This window comes from Streptomyces sp. NPDC107765 (assembly GCF_055657085.1).
Window position 1 is genome coordinate 26,555 of sequence record NZ_JBVKBL010000025.1, and the last position, 16,991, is coordinate 43,545.

Consider the following 16,991-nt stretch of genomic DNA (forward strand, 5'->3'; position numbering starts at 1 on the left):
ACGGCCAACGGGAAAGCAGGAGCTGAACAGGCGTGCCGGCAATCAGTCAGCGGATGCATTTGGTGCTGCTCACCGCCTGGACCGCCCTGTGGTTCGCGGTCGTCGAACCGCACGGCGGATTCTCCTGGCACTACCTGCGCACCGGCGGCGAGCTGATCTACCAGGGCACCGCGGGCGACGGCACCGGCGGCCTCAACCTCTACGCGCACCACCCCGAGCTCCAGATGGGCCCGATCAGCTTCCTAACCGCCGGGCTGTTCAACCCCTTCCCCGAGGCCACCGGCCAGTTCCTCGCCGCGGCCCTGATGTCGCTGCTGGGGCTGGTCATAGTGGTCCTGGCCGGGCGCAGCGCGGCCCACCACTTCCTGGGCACCGGCACCAACCACCAGCGGCTGCGGCAGCGCGTCCTGATCGCCGGGCTGGCCTTCATCCCGATGTGGATCGAGGTCGCGGTCCGCTTCGGGCACCTCGACGACGTCCTCGCCCTGTTCTTCACCGCCCTCGCGGTACGCGCCGTCACCCGCGGCGACGCCGCCCTCACCGGCGCTTTCCTGGCCCTGGCGATGGATTCCAAGCCCACCGCCCTGGCCTTCGTCCCGCTGCTGCTCGCGCTGCCGCGGGAGAAGTGGCTGCGGGCCGGCCTGTGGTGCGCGGGCCTGGTCGCCGTCGCCTGGCTGCCGTTCTTCCTCGGGGACCCGCAGTCGTTCGCCGCGGCGAAGTTCGCCATCCCCAATCATCCGGCGTCCGCGCTGCGCTGGCTGGGCGTCGGCGATCCGGAGACGCCCGGCTGGGACCGCCCGGCGCAGGCCGCCCTGGGGCTGACGCTGGGCACGATCGCCGTCTGGCGGGGCCGCTGGGCGGCCGTGGTCCTGCTCGGCGCCAACGCCCGGATCGTCCTCGACCCCAGCGTCTACACGTACTACACGGCGTCGGTGCTGCTCGGCACCCTGCTGTGGGACGTGATCGGCCAGCGCCGCCTGGTGCCCTGGTGGAGCTGGCTGGCGCTGCTGGTCCTCTACGGCAGCGTCTTCGCGGTCCCCGACGACTCGGTCCGCGGCCTGATCCGGCTGGGCTTCGTGGCGGTCTCCACGGCGTATGTGCTGCTCTGGCCGGTCCGCGAACGGGGGGAGCGGGGACGGGGGCGGGGACGGCGCAGGCCCCCCGCCCGTACGGACGAGGGGCCTGCGGCGTGGAACGGTGCTACGCCTGGGGCAGAGCCGCCAGCTGCGCGGTGATCCGCTCGATGTCGGCCTCCGCGGTGCCCAGCCGGCCGCGGATCTTGTCCACGACCTTCTCGGGCGCCTTGGCGAGGAACGCCTCGTTGCCGAGCTTGGCGGTGGCCTGCGCCCTCTCCTTCTCGGCGGCGGCCAGGTCCTTCGTCAGCCGCTTGCGCTCCGCCTCGACGTCGATGGCGCCGGACAGGTCCAGCGCGACCGTGGCGCCCGCGACCGGCAGCGAGGCGGTGGCGTGGAAGCCGTCACCGGCCGGCTGCAGCCGCAGCAGCGCCCGCATCGCGGCCTCGTGCGGCGCCAGCGCCGTACCGGACAGGTCCAGCCGGGCCGGGACCTTCTGGCCGGGCTGCAGCCCCTGGTCGGAGCGGAACCGGCGGACCTCGGTGACGACCTGCTGAACGGTCTCGATCTCCTGCTCCGCGGCCGCGTCGCGGAAGCCCGAGTCCGCAGGCCACTCGGCGATGACGAGCGACTCACCGCCGGTCAGCGTCGTCCACAGCGTCTCGGTGACGAACGGGACGACCGGGTGCAGCAGCCGCAGCGTGACGTCCAGGACCTCGCCCAGGACCCGGCGGGACGCCTCGGCGGCCGGCCCGCCGGCCATGAAGGTGGTCTTGGACAGCTCGACGTACCAGTCGAAGACCTCGTCCCAGGCGAAGTGGAAGAGGGTGTCCGACAGCTTCGCGAACTGGTAGTCGTCGTAGTACGCGTCGACCTCGGCGACGACCGAGTTCAGCCGGGAGAGGATCCACCGGTCGGTCGCCGACAGCGCTTCGGCGGGCGGGAGTTCGCCCTCCACCGTCGCGCCGTTCATGAGCGCGAAGCGGGTGGCGTTCCAGATCTTGTTGGCGAAGTTGCGGGAGCCCTGGACCCAGTCCTCGCCGATCGGCACGTCGACACCCGGGTTGGCGCCGCGGGCGAGGGTGAACCGGACGGCGTCCGATCCGTAGGCGTCCATCCAGTCCAGCGGATTGACCGCGTTCCCGAAGGACTTGGACATCTTCTTGCCGAACTGGTCACGGACCATGCCGTGCAGCGCGATGGTGTGGAACGGCGGGGTGCCGTCCATCGCGTACAGCCCGAACATCATCATCCGGGCGACCCAGAAGAACAGGATGTCGTAGCCGGTGACCAGGACGGAGTTCGGGTAGAACTTCTCGACGCTCGGGGTCCGTTCGGGCCAGCCGAGCGTGGAGAACGGCCACAGGCCCGACGAGAACCAGGTGTCCAGGACGTCGGTGTCCTGGTGCCAGCCCTCGCCGCCCGGCGGCTCCTCGTCCGGTCCGACGCAGACGACCTCGCCGTTCGGCCCGTACCAGACCGGAATGCGGTGACCCCACCACAACTGCCGGGAGATGCACCAGTCGTGGAGGTTGTCCACCCAGCCGAAGTACCGCGACTCCATCTCCTTGGGGTGGATCGCGACCTTGCCGTCCCGGACCGCGTCCCCGGCCGCCTTCGCCAGCGGGCCGACCTTGACCCACCACTGCATCGACAGCCGCGGCTCGATGGTCGTCTTGCAGCGCGAGCAGTGCCCGACGGAGTGGGTGTACGGGCGCTTCTCGGCGACGATCCGGCCCTCGGCGCGCAGCGCCCCGACGATCGCGGAACGGGCCTCGAAGCGGTCCAGGCCCTGGAACGGGCCGTGCGCCGTGATGACGCCCCGCTCGTCGAGGACGGCCAGGTTCGCGAGGCCGTGCCGCCGCCCGATCTCGAAGTCGTTGGGGTCGTGCGCCGGGGTGACCTTGACGGCGCCGGTGCCGAACTCCGGGTCGACGTGCTCGTCCGCGACGACCGGGATCCGCCGGCCGGTCAGCGGCAACTCGATCTCGGTACCGACGAGATGGGCGTACCGCTCGTCCTCCGGGTGGACCGCGACCGCGGTGTCGCCGAGCATCGTCTCGGCGCGGGTGGTGGCGACCACGATCGACGCGTCACCCTCGCCGTACCGGATGGAGACCAGCTCGCCGTCGTCGTCCTGGTACTCGACCTCGATGTCCGAGATGGCGGTCAGACAGCGCGGGCACCAGTTGATGATGCGCTCGGCACGGTAGATCAGCTCGTCGTCGTAGAGCCGCTTGAAGATCGTCTGGACGGCCTTGGACAGACCCTCGTCCATCGTGAACCGCTCACGCGACCAGGCGACACCGTCACCGAGCCGCCGCATCTGACCGCTGATCTGCCCACCGGACTCGTTCTTCCACTGCCAGACCCGCTCGACGAACGCCTCCCGGCCGAGGTCGTGCCGCGAGACGCCCTCCTTGGCGAGCTCGCGCTCGACGACGTTCTGGGTGGCGATACCGGCGTGGTCCATGCCCGGCTGCCACAGCGTCTCGTAGCCCTGCATCCGCTTGCGGCGGGTGAGGGCGTCGATCAGCGTGTGCTCGAAGGCGTGGCCCAGGTGGAGGCTGCCGGTGACGTTCGGCGGGGGGATGACGATCGTGTACGGCGGCTTGTCGCTCTTCTCGTCCGCCTCGAAGTAGCCCCGCTCTACCCAGCGCTCGTACAGCGGCCCCTCTACATCGGCCGGCGTGTACTGAGTCGGCAGTTCGGGGGCGCTGTGCTTGCTCTGCTGAGTGTTCTCGGTCACGACGGACAGTGTACGGGCGCCCATGTACCAGCTTCGAATCGGTTTCGCCCCCGGGGCAACGGCTGTCGGAGCCGTCGTACAGGATGTCGGCAGCGCATAAACATCGCAGAACTTCAACTGTTCTCAGTTGTCACGAGGGGAACCGCTCCATGAGCTTCAACCAGCCGCCTCCCGGCCCGTACGGCCAGCAGCCCCAGCAGCCCGGTCCGTACGGCCAGCCGCAGCAGCCGCCGGCCCCCCAGCCCGGTTACGGCTATCCGCAGCAGGGCGGCCCGGTGCCTCCGCAGCAGGGCTACGGCTACCCCCAGCAGGCCCCTCAGCCCGGCTACGGCTACCCCCAGCAGCCCGCCCAGCCCGCCTACGGCCAGCAGCCCCCGTACGGCGGCCAGCAGACCCCCTACGGCGTCATCCCCCAGGGCCCCGAGGAGTCCGGCGGCAACGGCAAGAAGATCGGCCTGATCATCGGCGCCGTCGCCGTCGTCGCGGCCATCGGCGTCGGCGCTTACTTCGTCTTCGGCTCGGGCGGGGACGTGAAGCCTTACACGATCTCGCTGCCGAACAGCTTGTTGAGCGGGCAGTTCCACAAGCAGACGACGCCCGGCACATCCTCGGACATCGAGGACCTCACCAACGACAAGGAAGCCAAGGCGCTCGGCATCACCAACAGCAAGGGCGTCCAGGGCGCCTATACGGCCGACGGCGGCCTGCGCATGCAGGTGATCGGCGTGTACGGCAACATCGCCGACCCCGAGGGCACCGTCAGCCAGATGTACGCCAAGGTCGACGAGAACCAGAAGAAGTCCACCAAGGGCGCCAAGATCGAGGACGTCACGCCGACGACCGAGTACTCGCCGGACGACTTCGACGGCGCGGTGATGAAGTGCCGGACCCAGAAGTTCACCCTGTCACAGGCCGGTATGTCCGTGCCCGTCACGGCCTCCACCTGCATCTGGGGCGACAGCAGCGCCATCGGCGTCGTCCAGATGATGGCCGCGCCCAACCCCAACGGCGGCGGCTCGGCCACCACCCCCGGCGCCGAGGAACTCTCGGAGAAGGTCGCCAAGGTCCGCAACGAGGTCCGCAAGGAGAAGTAGCCGACACCCCGTGCGCCGTTTGTGGGGGACGGCGGCACGGAACCGCGCCCGTTGCATACGAGAGCCGCCCGGCAGCTTGCTCGGTGCCGGGCGGTTGCAGTATCGGTTCGAGACCGTTCGAAGAGCCGGTTGACAAGCCCCTTACGCATCGGGGCCAGGCTTCCAGTGAGCACCTCTGCCCCAGATGCGGCGGCGAACCTGTGTGCCTGAGGAACGTTGGCCAAAATCCCACACACGTCAGCGAAACGGGACACTACAGCTGATACGTTCCCCTCGACTGAAAGATCAACAACAGGGGGTTGTCATGGGCAACGCAATTCGTCGCCTGGTCGCAGCGACCGGAGTAGTTCTGGCAGCAGGTGCGCTACCGGTCATCGCCAGCGCGCCGGCTCAGGCAAACACCAAGCACTGCACCACGTATCTCGCCGATGGGTACAAGGTAGGGCCTAAAGTGCAACAGGCCTGCAGCCTGGTGGGGAGCGGCAACATATTGGTACGAAGCGCGAACCTCGGTCTCTGCCGGAGCATACTGATGCAGATACACGTCAAGCCGGAACACGCCATGAAGGCCTGCGAGCTAGGGCTCAAGAACTAAACGACTGTTCCGAAGTCGGTGAACACGAGAGCCGCCCGGCAGCAGCTGCCGGGCGGCTCTCGTATGTCCGTCGTGGAAGGGCGCGGCCTACGCGCTCTTCTCCTGGGGCTCGCCCGAGTCGCCGCGGGTGCGGGGGACGAGGGTCGGGTTCACGTTGGAGTGGACGACGTCCTCGGTGATGACGACGCGGGCGACGTCCTTGCGGGACGGGATTTCGTACATCACCGCCTGGAGGACCTCCTCCATGATGGCGCGCAGGCCGCGGGCGCCGGTGCCGCGCAGGATCGCCTGGTCGGCGATGGCCTCCAGGGCCGGGCGGTCGAAGTCGAGCTCCACACCATCGAGTTCGAAGAGGCGCTTGTACTGCTTGACGAGCGCGTTGCGCGGCTCGACGAGGATCTGCAGGAGCGCCTCGCGGTCGAGGTTGTGGACCGAGGTGAGGACCGGGAGCCGGCCGATGAACTCGGGGATCATGCCGAACTTGACCAGGTCCTCCGGCATGACGTCCTGGAGCTGGTCCTTGGACTCGATCTCCCGCTTGGAGCGGATCGTCGCGCCGAAGCCGATGCCCTTGGCGCCGGACCGGGCCTCGATGATCTTCTCCAGGCCGGCGAAGGCACCGCCGACGATGAAGAGGACGTTCGTGGTGTCGATCTGGATGAATTCCTGGTGCGGGTGCTTACGGCCGCCCTGGGGCGGGACGGAGGCGGTGGTGCCCTCCAGGATCTTCAGGAGGGCCTGCTGGACGCCCTCACCGGAGACGTCACGGGTGATCGACGGGTTTTCGCTCTTCCGGGCGACCTTGTCGATCTCGTCGATGTAGATGATGCCGGTCTCGGCCTTCTTGATGTCGAAGTCCGCGGCCTGGATCAGCTTGAGGAGGATGTTCTCGACGTCCTCGCCGACGTATCCGGCCTCCGTCAGGGCGGTGGCGTCGGCGAACGCGAAGGGGACGTTCAGCATCCGGGCGAGGGTCTGCGCGAGCAGGGTCTTGCCGGAGCCGGTGGGGCCGAGCAGCAGGATGTTGGACTTGGCGAGCTCGATGCCTTCGTCGCCGCGGCCGGGGCCGTTCTCGCCCGCCTGGACCCGCTTGTAGTGGTTGTAGACGGCGACCGACAGCGCCTTCTTTGCGGGCTCCTGGCCGACGACGTAGCCGTTCAGGAACTCGTAGATCTCCCGGGGCTTGGGAAGCTCTTCCCACCGCACCTCGGAGGTCTCGGCGAGCTCCTCCTCGATGATCTCGTTGCAGAGATCGATGCACTCGTCGCAGATGTACACACCAGGTCCCGCGATGAGCTTCTTCACCTGCTTCTGGCTCTTTCCGCAGAATGAGCACTTGAGCAGGTCGCCGCCGTCACCGATGCGTGCCACGAGGTGCTTCCCCTTCGCCTGGGATCCGCATTGCTCCAACGGACCCGGGTGCTTGCCTATCGACGGTACCTTGCCGGGCCCCCCGTACGGGCCCCCCTTGGACCGACTCGGTTCACTCGATCCCGAACCGGTCCAAGGAGGCAACGCTCCGGCGCGTTGTGCGCGAAACCGCTAGCCGATCGAGACGGACGACTTGCGCGTCGAGACGATCTGGTCGACCAGACCGTACGCCAGGGACTCCTCGGCGGTCAGAATCTTGTCACGCTCGATGTCATCGCGGATCTTCTCGATGGGCGTCGAGGAGTGCTTGGCCAGCAGGTCCTCCAGCTGGGTGCGCATCCGCAGGATCTCGTTGGCGGCGATCTCCAGGTCGGAGACCTGACCGCGGCCGGTCTCGCTGTACGGCTGGTGGATCAGCACCCGGGCGTTCGGCAGCGCCATCCGCTTGCCGGGCGTACCGGCCGCGAGCAGCACGGCCGCGGCGGAGGCCGCCTGGCCCATGCAGACCGTCTGGATGTCCGGCTTCACGAACTGCATCGTGTCGTAGATGGCCGTGAGCGCCGTGAACGAGCCGCCGGGGCTGTTGATGTAGATCGAGATGTCGCGGTCCGGGTCCATCGACTCCAGGCACAGCAGCTGCGCCATGACGTCGTTGGCCGAGGCGTCGTCGATCTGCACGCCGAGGAAGATCACTCGCTCCTCGAACAGCTTCGCGTACGGGTCGTACTCGCGCACACCCTGGGACGTGCGCTCGACGAAGCGCGGGACGATGTATCGGGACTCCGCGCGGGCGCCGGAAAACTCTGACTCCGGGCGCTGGTGGAGGCCGCTGCCGGGGAAGTTGTTCATCGTGGTGTTCACCGTCCTGGTGGCGATCAAGTGGGCTGGGGTGGCTGAGGGGCGAGTGGTACGGGGCTCAGGCCCCGGTGCCGCCCCCGCCCGGAACGCCGGCGGCGGAGGTCATCACCTCGTCGATGAGGCCGTACTCCTTGGCCTCATCGGCGGAGAACCAGCGGTCGCGGTCGGAGTCCTGGGTGATCCGCTCGACCGTCTGACCGGTGTGGAAGGCCGTCAGCTCCGCCATCCGCTTCTTGGTGTGCAGCAGCCGCTCGGCGTGGATCTTGATGTCCGACGCGGAGCCGGCCAGGCCCGCGGAGGGCTGGTGGATGAGGATCTCGGCGTTCGGCAGCGCGAAGCGCTTGCCCGGCGTGCCGGCGCTCAGCAGGAACTGGCCCATGGAGGCCGCGAGGCCCATCGCGATCGTCACCACGTCGTTCTTGATGTACTGCATGGTGTCGTAGATCGCCAAGCCGGCCGAGATCGAGCCGCCCGGGGAGTTGATGTAGAGGAAGATGTCCTTGTCCGGGTCCGCGGCGAGGAGAAGCAGCTGCGCGGTGATCTTGTTGGCGATGTCGTCGTCGACCGGCTGGCCGAGGAAGATGATCCGCTCGCCGAGCAGCCGGTTGTAGACCTGGTCGCCGAGGCCACCGAAGGTCGGCTCAGCGGCGGCGGAAGGCATCGGGATCGTCACGTGTCCACCTGCTCGTTGTCGGACGGCTCGGGGCCGTCACAGCGTCGTCTTCTGGGGCGCGGGGATTCGGGCGCCGTATGTCGCCCCGGCGCGGTTTCAGGGACTCCCCTGCCCTCGTATCTACGGACCCTAACGCGCAGGTCGGACAACGCCATCCCGCATTGTCAACTGTTCGCTGTGAGCGCAGGCTCACCGGCCGGTACGACGGACGGGCCCGAACACGCGGACGTGCGTGTTCGGGCCCGTTGATCAGTCGTTCTGCGCGGGTCGCGGGACGGCCGGGGCCTACGCCTCGGGCTTCTCGTCCGCAGCCTCGGTCCCGGCACCCTCGGCAGCCTCGGCCTCGACGGTCTCGGCCGTCTCGTCCTCGTCGTCGAGGTCGACGACCTCGCCGTTGGTGTCCTTGACCGTGGCGGCCTCGACGACGACCGCGAGGGCCTTGCCGCGGGCGACCTCACCGACGAGCATCGGCACCTGGCCGCCCTCGACGACGGCCTGGGCGAACTGGTCGGGGGACATGCCGGAGGACTGGGCGCGGCGCATGAGGTGCTCGGTGAGCTCCTCCTGGCTGACGTTCAGCTTCTCCTTGTTGACCAGCTCGTCCAGGATGAACTGGGTCTTGATGCCCTTCTCCGCCTGCTCCTTGGTCTCGGCGTCGAACTCTTCCTCGGTCTTGCCCTGGATCTCCAGGTACTTCGCGAGGTCGAGACCCATCTGGCCGAGCTGGTGGTGCTCCAGGTTGTGCTTGCGGGTCTGGATCTCGTCCGCGAGCAGCTTCTCCGGCATCGGCACCTCGACGAGCTTCAGCAGCTCGTCCAGGACCTTCTCCTGGGCCTGGGTGGCCTGGTCGTACTTCTTCATCTGCGCGAGGCGCTTGCGGCTGTCCGCCTTGAGGTCCTCAAGGGTGTCGAACTCGCTGGCCAGCTGCGCGAAGTCGTCGTCCAGCTCGGGGAGTTCGCGGGCCTTGACCTCGGTGACCTCGACGGTGACCTCGGCCTCCTTGCCCTGGGCGGAGCCGCCCTTGAGCTCGGAGGTGAAGGTGGCGCTGCCGCCGGCCTCCAGGCCCTTGACCGCGTCGTCGATGCCGTCGAGCAGCTCGCCGGAGCCGACGGTGTACGTGACGCCCTCGGCGACGCCGTCCTCCAGGACCTCGCCGTCGACCTTGGCCTCGAGGTTGACGGTCAGCACGTCGCCGTCCTGGGCGGCGCGCTCGACCGGGCTGGTGGTCGCGAAGCGCTCACGCAGCTGCTCGACCGACTTGTCGACGTCCTCGTCCGACACCTCGACGGCGTCGACCTCGACCTCGATGCCGGAGTAGTCCGGGATCTCCAGGGTGGGGCGGATGTCGACCTCAGCGGTGAAGTTCAGCGTCTCGCCGTCCTTCAGCTCGGTGATGTCGACCTCGGGCTGGCCGAGGACGTTCAGCTCGGCCTCGTTGACCGCTTCGGTGTAGAACTTCGGGAGCGCGTCGTTGACGGCCTCCTCCAGCACCGCGCCACGGCCGAACCGCTGGTCGATGACGCGCGCCGGGATCTTGCCCTGGCGGAAGCCCTTCACCGTGACCTGCTGGTTGATCTTCTTGTACGCCGCGTCGAGGCTGGGCTTGAGCTCCTCGAAGGGCACCTCGACAGTGAGCCGAACCCGAGTCGGGTTCAGGGTCTCCACGGCGCTCTTCACGGTTCGGTCTCCTTGGGGCTGACTTCTGGGGTTCTGCTTGAGATCCGCCGGCACCCGGCTGATCCGGGCCCTGCCGATCCGCCCGGTACACAGACACACGGGCACGCAGTTTGCATAGTAACCGCAAGGAGGATGACGCCGACAACGGGATCTTGAACTCCCGACGGTCCGGGCGGGCCCCACAGGGGGCCGGGCTCCACTGGACGGGCCCTGTCGGACAGAGGTCCTGCTGGTCGGGGTGGCCGGATTCGAACCGACGACCTTCCGCTCCCAAAGCGGACGCGCTACCAAGCTGCGCCACACCCCGTCGGTGCGACACGTAGGGTACATGGCCGGACGCGGTACGGCTGCCAGTTATTGCGAGGCCCGGGCAGCGGCCGGGGGCACGCCCGGCGGGCGGCGGGCGGAACACCCGCGCCGGCGTACGCGGTGCGGGGCGCCGTCCGCGGGAAGGGGTGTGCGGGACACCGTCGCGACCCGCTAGGATGCACTGCGTGCCGAGGTCCGACGACCTGTGGCGCCTGCGGGCGTAGCTCAATGGTAGAGCCCTAGTCTTCCAAACTAGCTACGCGGGTTCGATTCCCGTCGCCCGCTCTTGAGGAAAAGCCCCGGACCGGTCGGCCCGGGGCTTTTCGCTTTCCGCATTCCGGAACGGCCGGGGCTTCACGCGACCGGCGCGGCGGCTTCAATAAAGTGGCCGGATGGAGATCTGGCTCAATCCCGCATGTTCCAAGTGCCGCTCCGCGGTCGACATCCTGAACGGGGAAGGCGCGCGGTACACGGTCCGCCGGTACCTCGACGATCCGCCGAGCGCGGAGGAACTCCGCGCGGTCCTGGCCCGGCTGGGGCTGGAACCGTGGGACATCACCCGCACCCAGGAGGCCGAGGCGAAGGAGCTGGGGCTCGGGGGGTGGGAGCGCACCGAAGCCGCGCGCGAGCGGTGGATCGCGGCGCTGGCGGGTCATCCCCGGCTGATCCAGCGGCCGATCATCACCGCGGACGACGGTTCGGCGGTGGTGGGCCGCAGCGAGGAGGCCGTACGCGAGGCGATGGCGCGGACCGGGGGCGAACAGGACCTCTGAACGTCGTGAGCCCTGAGGGGCCTTGTGGGCCTTGAGGAGCCTTGTGGGCGCGAGGGACGTCCGGGCGGCCGGCCGGGGAGCCGGATGGCGTTCGGGCGTCCGGACGCCTAGAAGGTGATGTGGTTGATGGTGTCCGCCAGGGAGTTGAGGAACCTGTTGATGGACGGCGCCATGCCGGTGGAGGCGAGGAAGAAGCCGAACAGTATGGCGACGAGCGCCGGGCCCGCCTTGATCGACTTTCCTCTGATCAGCACGATCAGGATGATCCCCAACAGCAGCACAACTGACAGCGACAGAGCCACACTGATCACACCCTTGGTCGGAACGCCTCACCGGCCCGGGAGCATGCCGCGCACACCCCCCGGCACCCATCGTGCCACCAACTCCATGCCCACTGCAGGGCGGTGACGAATCATCGGCCAACGCTTTGCCCGATTCCGGCCGCCGGTGCCGCTCGGGCCGGGCCGCGTACCGGTCTCGGGACGACTCCCGCCCTCCCCCTCCCCCGGTGCCCCTTCCCCGCAATTTCCGCGCCGCGGGATTCCGCGATCACTCGCGATCACTCTCCGCGCTCTCCGGAAATTGTTTATCCGTGAGTTCCGCCACTGTTTTACGGGCGTAGCGGAGAGCATCACTACGGGGGAACGGGCGGCGGTACACAGCGCCATGAAAGTGGACATTCCCTCGGCGTCGTTCTCAGGGGATATGACCAGATTTGAGGGTATCAAGTGCGGCAAAAGGGGCGATGGAGCGGCGGCGGTGTCCCGTCAACGGCCCGCCCCTCGCGGTGTTTATCCAGGTCATATCGACGGGGCCGCCGGATGGAATAGCGAAGGGCGTGGCGGCGGTTTTACGCATTCGCCGGGCACCGCTATCGTGCCTGGAATGTTTCCCGCTGCCCCCACACCGCGACGCGTGCTCCCGCCTGCCCGGGAGGCGGGAGGCACCGACGGGTCCGGCCGTACGGAGCCCGCCGAGCAGCCGGCGGGGGCATCGGCGCCCCCGCCGAAGAGCGGAGGGCGGAACCCCTTCTTCGACAACGCGAAGTACCTGGCCATCGTGCTGGTGGCGATGGGGCACGCCTGGGAGCCGCTGACCGACGGCAGCCGCGCCGCCGAGGCGCTCTACATGACCGTCTACACCTTCCACATGCCGGCCTTCATCATCATTTCCGGCTACTTCTCGCGCAGCTTCGACATGCGCAGGGACCGGCTGCAGCGCCTGGTCACGGGCGTCGCCGTGCCGTATGTGCTCTTCGAGACCGCCTACGCGTTCTTCAAGCGCTGGGCGGACGACGATCCGGGCCATCCGATCAGCCTGCTCGACCCCTGGTTCCTGACCTGGTTCCTGATCGCCCTGTTCATCTGGCGGCTGACCACGCCGCTGTGGAAGGTCGTGCGCTGGCCGATTCCGCTCGCGGTGGTCATCGCCGTCCTCGCGTCGGTCTCGCCGGACATCGGTGACGACCTGGACCTCCAGCGGGTGCTGCAGTTCCTGCCGTTCTTCGTGCTGGGGCTGTCGCTGCGGCCGGAGCACTTCCGGCTCGTCCAGCGGCGGGCGGTCCGGATCGCGTCGGTGCCGATCTTCGCGGCGGCGCTGGTGATGGCCTACTGGGCGGCGCCGCGGATGTCCTCGGCGTGGTTCTACCACCGCGACAGCGCGCAGGAGCTGGGCACCACCTGGTGGGCCGGCATCGTGATGACGCTGGCGCTCTTCGGCTGCTCGATGGTGCTCGTGCCCTGCTTCTTCTCCTGGGTGCCGACGCGGCGGACCTGGTTCACGGTGCTGGGCGCCGGGACGCTGTACGGCTATCTGCTGCACGGCTTCCTGGCGAAGGGCTCGCGGTTCTGGGGCTGGTTCGACGACTACGCCTGGCTGCACTCGCCGCTCGGCGAGATCGCGGTCACGCTGCTCGCGGGTGGCATCGTGACGGCGCTGTGCACGCCGCCGGTCCGCAAGGTCTTCCGGTTCGCGATGGAACCGACCATGGACTGGGCGTTCCGCAAACCGGCCGACGCGCCGGCGCCCGCGGTGCCCCGGCAGCAGCCGCCTCAGTCCCCCGCCTGAGGCGTCCCGGGGAACCGGCGGTCGGTGAGCGTGCCCCCCGTGAGGACGAGGATCTGGTCGGCGCGGGCGGCGGCCGCCGGGTCGTGGGTGACCATGACGACCGTGGTGCCGAGGGTGTCGACGGCGTGCCGGAGCAGGCCGAGCACCTCGGCGGCGGTGGCGGTGTCCAGGGCGCCGGTGGGCTCGTCGGCGAAGAGCACGTCGGGTGCGGTGACCAGGGCGCGGGCGAGCGCGACGCGCTGCTGCTGACCCCCGGAGAGCCGGCCCGGGCGACGGTGGGCGTGGTCGGCCAGGCCGACGCGGGCGAGGACGTCGGCCGCCCGGCGGCGGTCCGGGCGCCGGCCGGCCAGGCGCATCGGCAGCAGGACGTTGTCCTCGACGGTGAGGGCCGGCAGCAGGTTGTACCCCTGGAAGACGAAGCCCAGTCGGCTGCGGCGCAGGGCGGTGAGGCGGCGCTCACTCATTCGGCTGATTTCTGTGCCGGCGAGTCGCACGGACCCGGAGGTGGGGCGGTCCAGGCCGGCCGCGCACTGCAGGAGGGTCGATTTGCCGGACCCCGAGGGGCCCGTGACGGCGGTGAACGAGCCGCGCGGCAGCGTCAGATCGATACCGCGCAGGGCGTGGACGGCGGCCGGGCCGCGGCCGTACCGGCGCCGTACGCCGCGCAGTTCGACGGCGGGTGCGGAGGTGGGCGGGGGTGCGGTCGGGGGCATGGCGGGGCGCTCCGTGGTGTCCGGTGGGTGCTCGGCCCGGGCCGTCATGGCGGCCGGTGGCGTCGGTTTCACGGTAGGGAGCCGGGGACCTGCCGGGCCATGGGGAGGGCCGCAGGGCCGGGCGGGGGGAATCCCCACCGGGGAGCCCCGGCCGGCCCTCGGGGGCGTCAGGCGTCGCGGCAGATCAGGAGCAGGGCGCGGTCGTCGTTGACGTCCTTGGCGACGGCCTCGATCAGGTGCCAGGCGGCGCCGGCGAAGCCGCTGGCGACGTAGCGGTCCGCCTCGCCGGTGAGGCGGTCGATGCCCTCGGCGATGTCGCGGTCGGCGGCCTCGACCAGGCCGTCGGTGAAGAGCATCAGGACGTCACCGGGCCGCAGAGTGCCCTTGACCGGGTCGAACTGGGCGCCGTCGTAGACGCCGAGCAGCGGCCCGTCCCCCGGCTTCTCCTCCCAGCGGCCGCTGCCGGCGCTGAGCTGGAGGGCCGGCAGGTGGCCCGCGGAGAGGAGTTCGTAGTCGCCGGATTCGAGGTCGAGGACGAGGTGGATGGAGGTGGCGAAACCCTCGTCCCAGTCCTGGCGGAGGAGATAGCCGTTGGCCGCCGGGAGGAAGCCGTGCGGCGGGAGGGAGCCGAGCAGGCCGCCGAAGGCGCCGGAGAGCAGCAGGGCGCGGGAGGCGGCGTCCATGCCCTTGCCGGAGACGTCGGTGAGGACGACTTCGAGGATGTTGCCGCCGTGGGTGCGGGAGGCCACGACGAAGTCGCCGGAGAAGGACTGGCCGCCGGCCGGGCGCAGCGCCATCTCGTGGTGCCAGCCCTTGGGGAGCCGGGGCAGTTTGCTCTGCACCCGGATGCGTTCGCGCAGGTCGAAGAGCATGGTGCCGCCGCGCCGCCAGGGCACGCCGACGCGGCTGCGGAACTGGGCGATGAGCAGGCCGAAGAGCCCGACGGCGGCGACGACCAGGACGGTGCCCGGGGTGATCCGGTCGGGGCCTTCCTCGTACGGGCCGAAGAGCGCGGCCTCGACGACGAGGGCGGCGGCGGAGGCGCCGTAGAGGACGAGGAGGTTGGCGGGGCGGAGGAGCAGGCCGCCGGCGATGACGGGGAGGACCAGGGCGGCCGGGGCGATCCATTCGGGGCGCCAGAGGGTGCCGGCGGCGATGGCGGGGATGGCGAACAGCAGGGCGGCCAGCGCGAAGTGGTCGGAGCCCTCGCCGCGGAAGTAGTCGACCCCGGCCTTGCGCACGCCGACGCGGGCCCGGTGCAGGCCTTTGTGCACCCGGGCCGTCAGGGTTTCGGTTCCCGGGCCACTCGTCATCGCTCTGGGACCTTATCCACCCGTTCGGCGGCGCGTCGATTCGCCGCACGTCGCCCCGGCCAATTGCGCGGAAACCCTGTTCGAAATGCGGTCGCGCGGCCGGGGAACGTCCGATGAGCCGTGGTGGGAGGTGGTGTGGGGCGGCGGAAACGCGGGTATTACGCGGCGCCGCCGGCCGGTTGGCAGCCCGGGCACCAGAAGAGGTTGCGGGCGGCGAGGCCGGCGGTGCGGATCTCGGTGCCGCAGATGTGGCAGTCCTGCAGGGCGCGGCGGTAGACGTAGACCTCGCCGCCGTGGTCGTCGACGCGGGGCGGGCGGCCCATGGCCTCGGGGGTGTGCTCGGGGCGGACGGTGTCGATGCGGTTGTGGCGGACGCCTTCGCGCATGAGGGCGACCAGGTCGGACCAGATGGCGTCCCACTGTGCGCGGGTGAGATCGCGGCCGGCGCGGTACGGGTCGATGCCGTGGCGGAAGAGGACCTCCGCGCGGTAGACGTTGCCGACCCCGGCGATGATCTTCTGGTCGAGGAGCAGCGCGGCGATGGTCGTCCGGCTGCGGGAGATCCGCTGCCAGGCGCGGCCGCCGTCGTCCTCGGGGCGCAGCGGGTCGGGGCCGAGCCGGTCGTGTATGGCGTGCTTCTCGGCGTCGGTGATCAGTGCGCAGGTGGTGGGGCCGCGCAGGTCGGCGTAGGCGTCGGGGTTCGCCAGGCGCAGCCGGACGGTGTCGGTGGGCGGCGGGGCAGGGGCGGTGCCGAAACCGAGCTTGCCGAAGAGGCCGAGGTGGATGTGGATCCAACGCTCGGGGCCGAAGCCGAGGAAGAGGTGTTTGCCGTGCGCCTCGGTGGCTTCGAGCACCTGGTGGTCGACGAGGGCCGCGCCGTCGGAGAACTTGCCCTGGGGGCTGGTCGCCCGGACCTTCCGCCCCTGGAAGCGCTCGGCGTAGTCCGCGGCGAGGCGGTGGATGGTGTGGCCCTCGGGCACGGGGGGTCCTCCGGTGGGCGCGCCCGCCCGCCCCGGGGCTGTGGGGCGGGCGGGCGGCGGCGACGAACGGGCGGGGGTCAGCCCTGCGGGTGGTGTGCGGGGATGGCCGGGAGCTCGCCGGTGGTCTCGTACGCGGAGAGCATCTCGATGCGGCGGGTGTGCCGCTCCTCGCCGGAGTAGGGGGTGGCCAGGAAGACCTCGATGAACCTGGTCGCCTCGTCCTGGGTGTGCATCCGGCCGCCGACGGAGATGACGTTGGCGTTGTTGTGCTCGCGACCGAGCTTGGCGGTCTCCTCGCTCCAGGCCAGCGCGGCCCGTACGCCCTTGACCTTGTTGGCGGCGATCTGCTCGCCGTTGCCGGAGCCGCCGATCACGATGCCGAGGCTGTCCGGGTCGGCGGCGGTCCGCTCCGCGGCGCGGAGGCAGAACGGCGGGTAGTCGTCCTGGGCGTCGTAGATGTGGGGACCGCAGTCGACGGGCTCGTGGCCGTGGGCCTTGAGCCACTCGACGAGGTGGTTCTTGAGTTCGAAGCCGGCATGGTCGGAGCCGAGGTACACGCGCATGCGGAGAGTGTGACACGCGCCGCCCGGGGCAGGCGTCGCCGGGTCGGTCGGTGGCTGGGGCTCCGGATTCGCCCACATATTCGCACGCGCCTTCCGTCCGCATGTGAGAGACGCCACTGTCCAGCGATTCAGGTAACAAACCTGGATTGGACCTTCCAATCATTGGGCTACCGAAGATCTAAT

14 protein-coding genes and 2 tRNA genes are annotated in these 16,991 nt (G+C 69.7%); 5 read left to right on the forward strand and 11 right to left on the reverse strand.

What is annotated here, in order from left to right; translation table 11 throughout:
- The first annotated feature begins 53 nt into the window (after nucleotides 1-53).
- Entirely contained in the window at nucleotides 54-1,235 is a 1,182-nt protein-coding gene (locus ACZ7MX_RS37710) for a hypothetical protein (protein ID WP_472139031.1), read from the forward strand.
- Here ACZ7MX_RS37710 and ACZ7MX_RS37715 read toward each other — a convergent pair.
- Nucleotides 1,201-3,822: a valine--tRNA ligase gene (locus ACZ7MX_RS37715; protein WP_472138962.1), complete on the reverse strand. Its 2,622-nt coding sequence runs from the start codon at nucleotides 3,820-3,822 to the stop codon at nucleotides 1,201-1,203. The two genes, ACZ7MX_RS37710 and ACZ7MX_RS37715, sit on opposite strands and share 35 nt — an antisense overlap.
- A gap of 149 nt (nucleotides 3,823-3,971) precedes the next feature.
- On the opposite strand from ACZ7MX_RS37715, the gene ACZ7MX_RS37720 reads away from it, so the two are divergent.
- Nucleotides 3,972-4,916 carry a hypothetical protein gene (locus ACZ7MX_RS37720; protein WP_472138963.1) on the forward strand — a complete coding sequence of 315 codons (945 nt, stop codon included), beginning with the start codon at nucleotides 3,972-3,974 and terminating at the stop codon, nucleotides 4,914-4,916.
- Between the two features lie 682 nt (nucleotides 4,917-5,598).
- Here ACZ7MX_RS37720 and clpX read toward each other — a convergent pair.
- The 5 genes from clpX to ACZ7MX_RS37745 form a co-directional block, all read right to left on the reverse strand.
- Nucleotides 5,599-6,882, reverse strand: a complete 1,284-nt coding sequence (gene clpX, locus ACZ7MX_RS37725; protein WP_360942010.1) for an ATP-dependent Clp protease ATP-binding subunit ClpX — start codon at nucleotides 6,880-6,882, stop codon at nucleotides 5,599-5,601.
- A 171-nt stretch (nucleotides 6,883-7,053) separates the two neighbouring features.
- Entirely contained in the window at nucleotides 7,054-7,731 is a 678-nt protein-coding gene (locus ACZ7MX_RS37730) for an ATP-dependent Clp protease proteolytic subunit (protein ID WP_472139033.1), read from the reverse strand.
- 67 nt (nucleotides 7,732-7,798) lie between these two features.
- The gene (locus ACZ7MX_RS37735) at nucleotides 7,799-8,401 is read right to left on the reverse strand and encodes an ATP-dependent Clp protease proteolytic subunit (RefSeq protein WP_030415517.1); all 603 of its coding nucleotides are present in this window, start codon (nucleotides 8,399-8,401) and stop codon (nucleotides 7,799-7,801) included.
- A 297-nt stretch (nucleotides 8,402-8,698) separates the two neighbouring features.
- Nucleotides 8,699-10,090, reverse strand: coding sequence for a trigger factor (tig, locus tag ACZ7MX_RS37740; protein WP_472138965.1), 1,392 nt, complete (start codon nucleotides 10,088-10,090; stop codon nucleotides 8,699-8,701).
- Between the two features lie 230 nt (nucleotides 10,091-10,320).
- A tRNA-Pro gene (locus ACZ7MX_RS37745) sits at nucleotides 10,321-10,397 on the reverse strand.
- A 216-nt stretch (nucleotides 10,398-10,613) separates the two neighbouring features.
- On the opposite strand from ACZ7MX_RS37745, the gene ACZ7MX_RS37750 reads away from it, so the two are divergent.
- Nucleotides 10,614-10,684, forward strand: a tRNA-Gly gene (locus ACZ7MX_RS37750).
- Nucleotides 10,685-10,791: 107 nt separating this feature from the next.
- The gene (locus tag ACZ7MX_RS37755) at nucleotides 10,792-11,172 is read left to right on the forward strand and encodes an arsenate reductase family protein (protein WP_472138967.1); all 381 of its coding nucleotides are present in this window, start codon (nucleotides 10,792-10,794) and stop codon (nucleotides 11,170-11,172) included.
- 107 nt (nucleotides 11,173-11,279) lie between these two features.
- Here the strand turns inward: ACZ7MX_RS37755 and ACZ7MX_RS37760 are convergent, their stop codons facing one another.
- Nucleotides 11,280-11,474, reverse strand: a complete 195-nt coding sequence (locus ACZ7MX_RS37760) for a hypothetical protein (RefSeq protein ID WP_030415520.1) — start codon at nucleotides 11,472-11,474, stop codon at nucleotides 11,280-11,282.
- Between the two features lie 583 nt (nucleotides 11,475-12,057).
- On the opposite strand from ACZ7MX_RS37760, the gene ACZ7MX_RS37765 reads away from it, so the two are divergent.
- Nucleotides 12,058-13,239, forward strand: a complete 1,182-nt coding sequence (locus ACZ7MX_RS37765; protein ID WP_472138969.1) for an acyltransferase family protein — start codon at nucleotides 12,058-12,060, stop codon at nucleotides 13,237-13,239.
- Here ACZ7MX_RS37765 and ACZ7MX_RS37770 read toward each other — a convergent pair.
- The 4 genes from ACZ7MX_RS37770 to ACZ7MX_RS37785 all read right to left on the reverse strand — a co-directional run bounded on the left by ACZ7MX_RS37770 (nucleotide 13,224) and on the right by ACZ7MX_RS37785 (nucleotide 16,808).
- Entirely contained in the window at nucleotides 13,224-13,952 is a 729-nt protein-coding gene (locus ACZ7MX_RS37770; RefSeq protein ID WP_472139035.1) for an ABC transporter ATP-binding protein, read from the reverse strand. The genes ACZ7MX_RS37765 and ACZ7MX_RS37770 overlap by 16 nt on opposite strands.
- Nucleotides 13,953-14,119: 167 nt before the next feature.
- Nucleotides 14,120-15,265, reverse strand: coding sequence for a SpoIIE family protein phosphatase (locus ACZ7MX_RS37775; RefSeq protein ID WP_472138971.1), 1,146 nt, complete (start codon nucleotides 15,263-15,265; stop codon nucleotides 14,120-14,122).
- A gap of 158 nt (nucleotides 15,266-15,423) precedes the next feature.
- Nucleotides 15,424-16,245, reverse strand: a complete 822-nt coding sequence (locus tag ACZ7MX_RS37780) for an Fpg/Nei family DNA glycosylase (RefSeq protein ID WP_472138973.1) — start codon at nucleotides 16,243-16,245, stop codon at nucleotides 15,424-15,426.
- 77 nt (nucleotides 16,246-16,322) lie between these two features.
- On the reverse strand, nucleotides 16,323-16,808 hold the full coding sequence (locus ACZ7MX_RS37785; protein ID WP_385865262.1) for a ribose-5-phosphate isomerase: 486 nt from the start codon (nucleotides 16,806-16,808) through the stop codon (nucleotides 16,323-16,325).
- Nucleotides 16,809-16,991: the final 183 nt, after the last annotated feature.

What these genes read in the sequence shown, in the direction of transcription:
- ACZ7MX_RS37770 (WP_472139035.1), bottom strand. Translation starts at nt 13,952, where the DNA reads ATGCCCCCGACCGCACCCCCGCCCACCTCCGCACCCGCCGTCGAACTG.
- ACZ7MX_RS37720 (WP_472138963.1), top strand. Translation starts at nt 3,972, where the DNA reads ATGAGCTTCAACCAGCCGCCTCCCGGCCCGTACGGCCAGCAGCCCCAG.
- ACZ7MX_RS37730 (WP_472139033.1), bottom strand. Translation starts at nt 7,731, where the DNA reads ATGAACAACTTCCCCGGCAGCGGCCTCCACCAGCGCCCGGAGTCAGAG.
- ACZ7MX_RS37755 (WP_472138967.1), top strand. Translation starts at nt 10,792, where the DNA reads ATGGAGATCTGGCTCAATCCCGCATGTTCCAAGTGCCGCTCCGCGGTC.
- ACZ7MX_RS37710 (WP_472139031.1), top strand. Translation starts at nt 54, where the DNA reads ATGCATTTGGTGCTGCTCACCGCCTGGACCGCCCTGTGGTTCGCGGTC.
- ACZ7MX_RS37785 (WP_385865262.1), bottom strand. Translation starts at nt 16,808, where the DNA reads ATGCGCGTGTACCTCGGCTCCGACCATGCCGGCTTCGAACTCAAGAAC.
- ACZ7MX_RS37775 (WP_472138971.1), bottom strand. Translation starts at nt 15,265, where the DNA reads ATGACGAGTGGCCCGGGAACCGAAACCCTGACGGCCCGGGTGCACAAA.
- ACZ7MX_RS37765 (WP_472138969.1), top strand. Translation starts at nt 12,058, where the DNA reads ATGTTTCCCGCTGCCCCCACACCGCGACGCGTGCTCCCGCCTGCCCGG.
- ACZ7MX_RS37735 (WP_030415517.1), bottom strand. Translation starts at nt 8,401, where the DNA reads ATGCCTTCCGCCGCCGCTGAGCCGACCTTCGGTGGCCTCGGCGACCAG.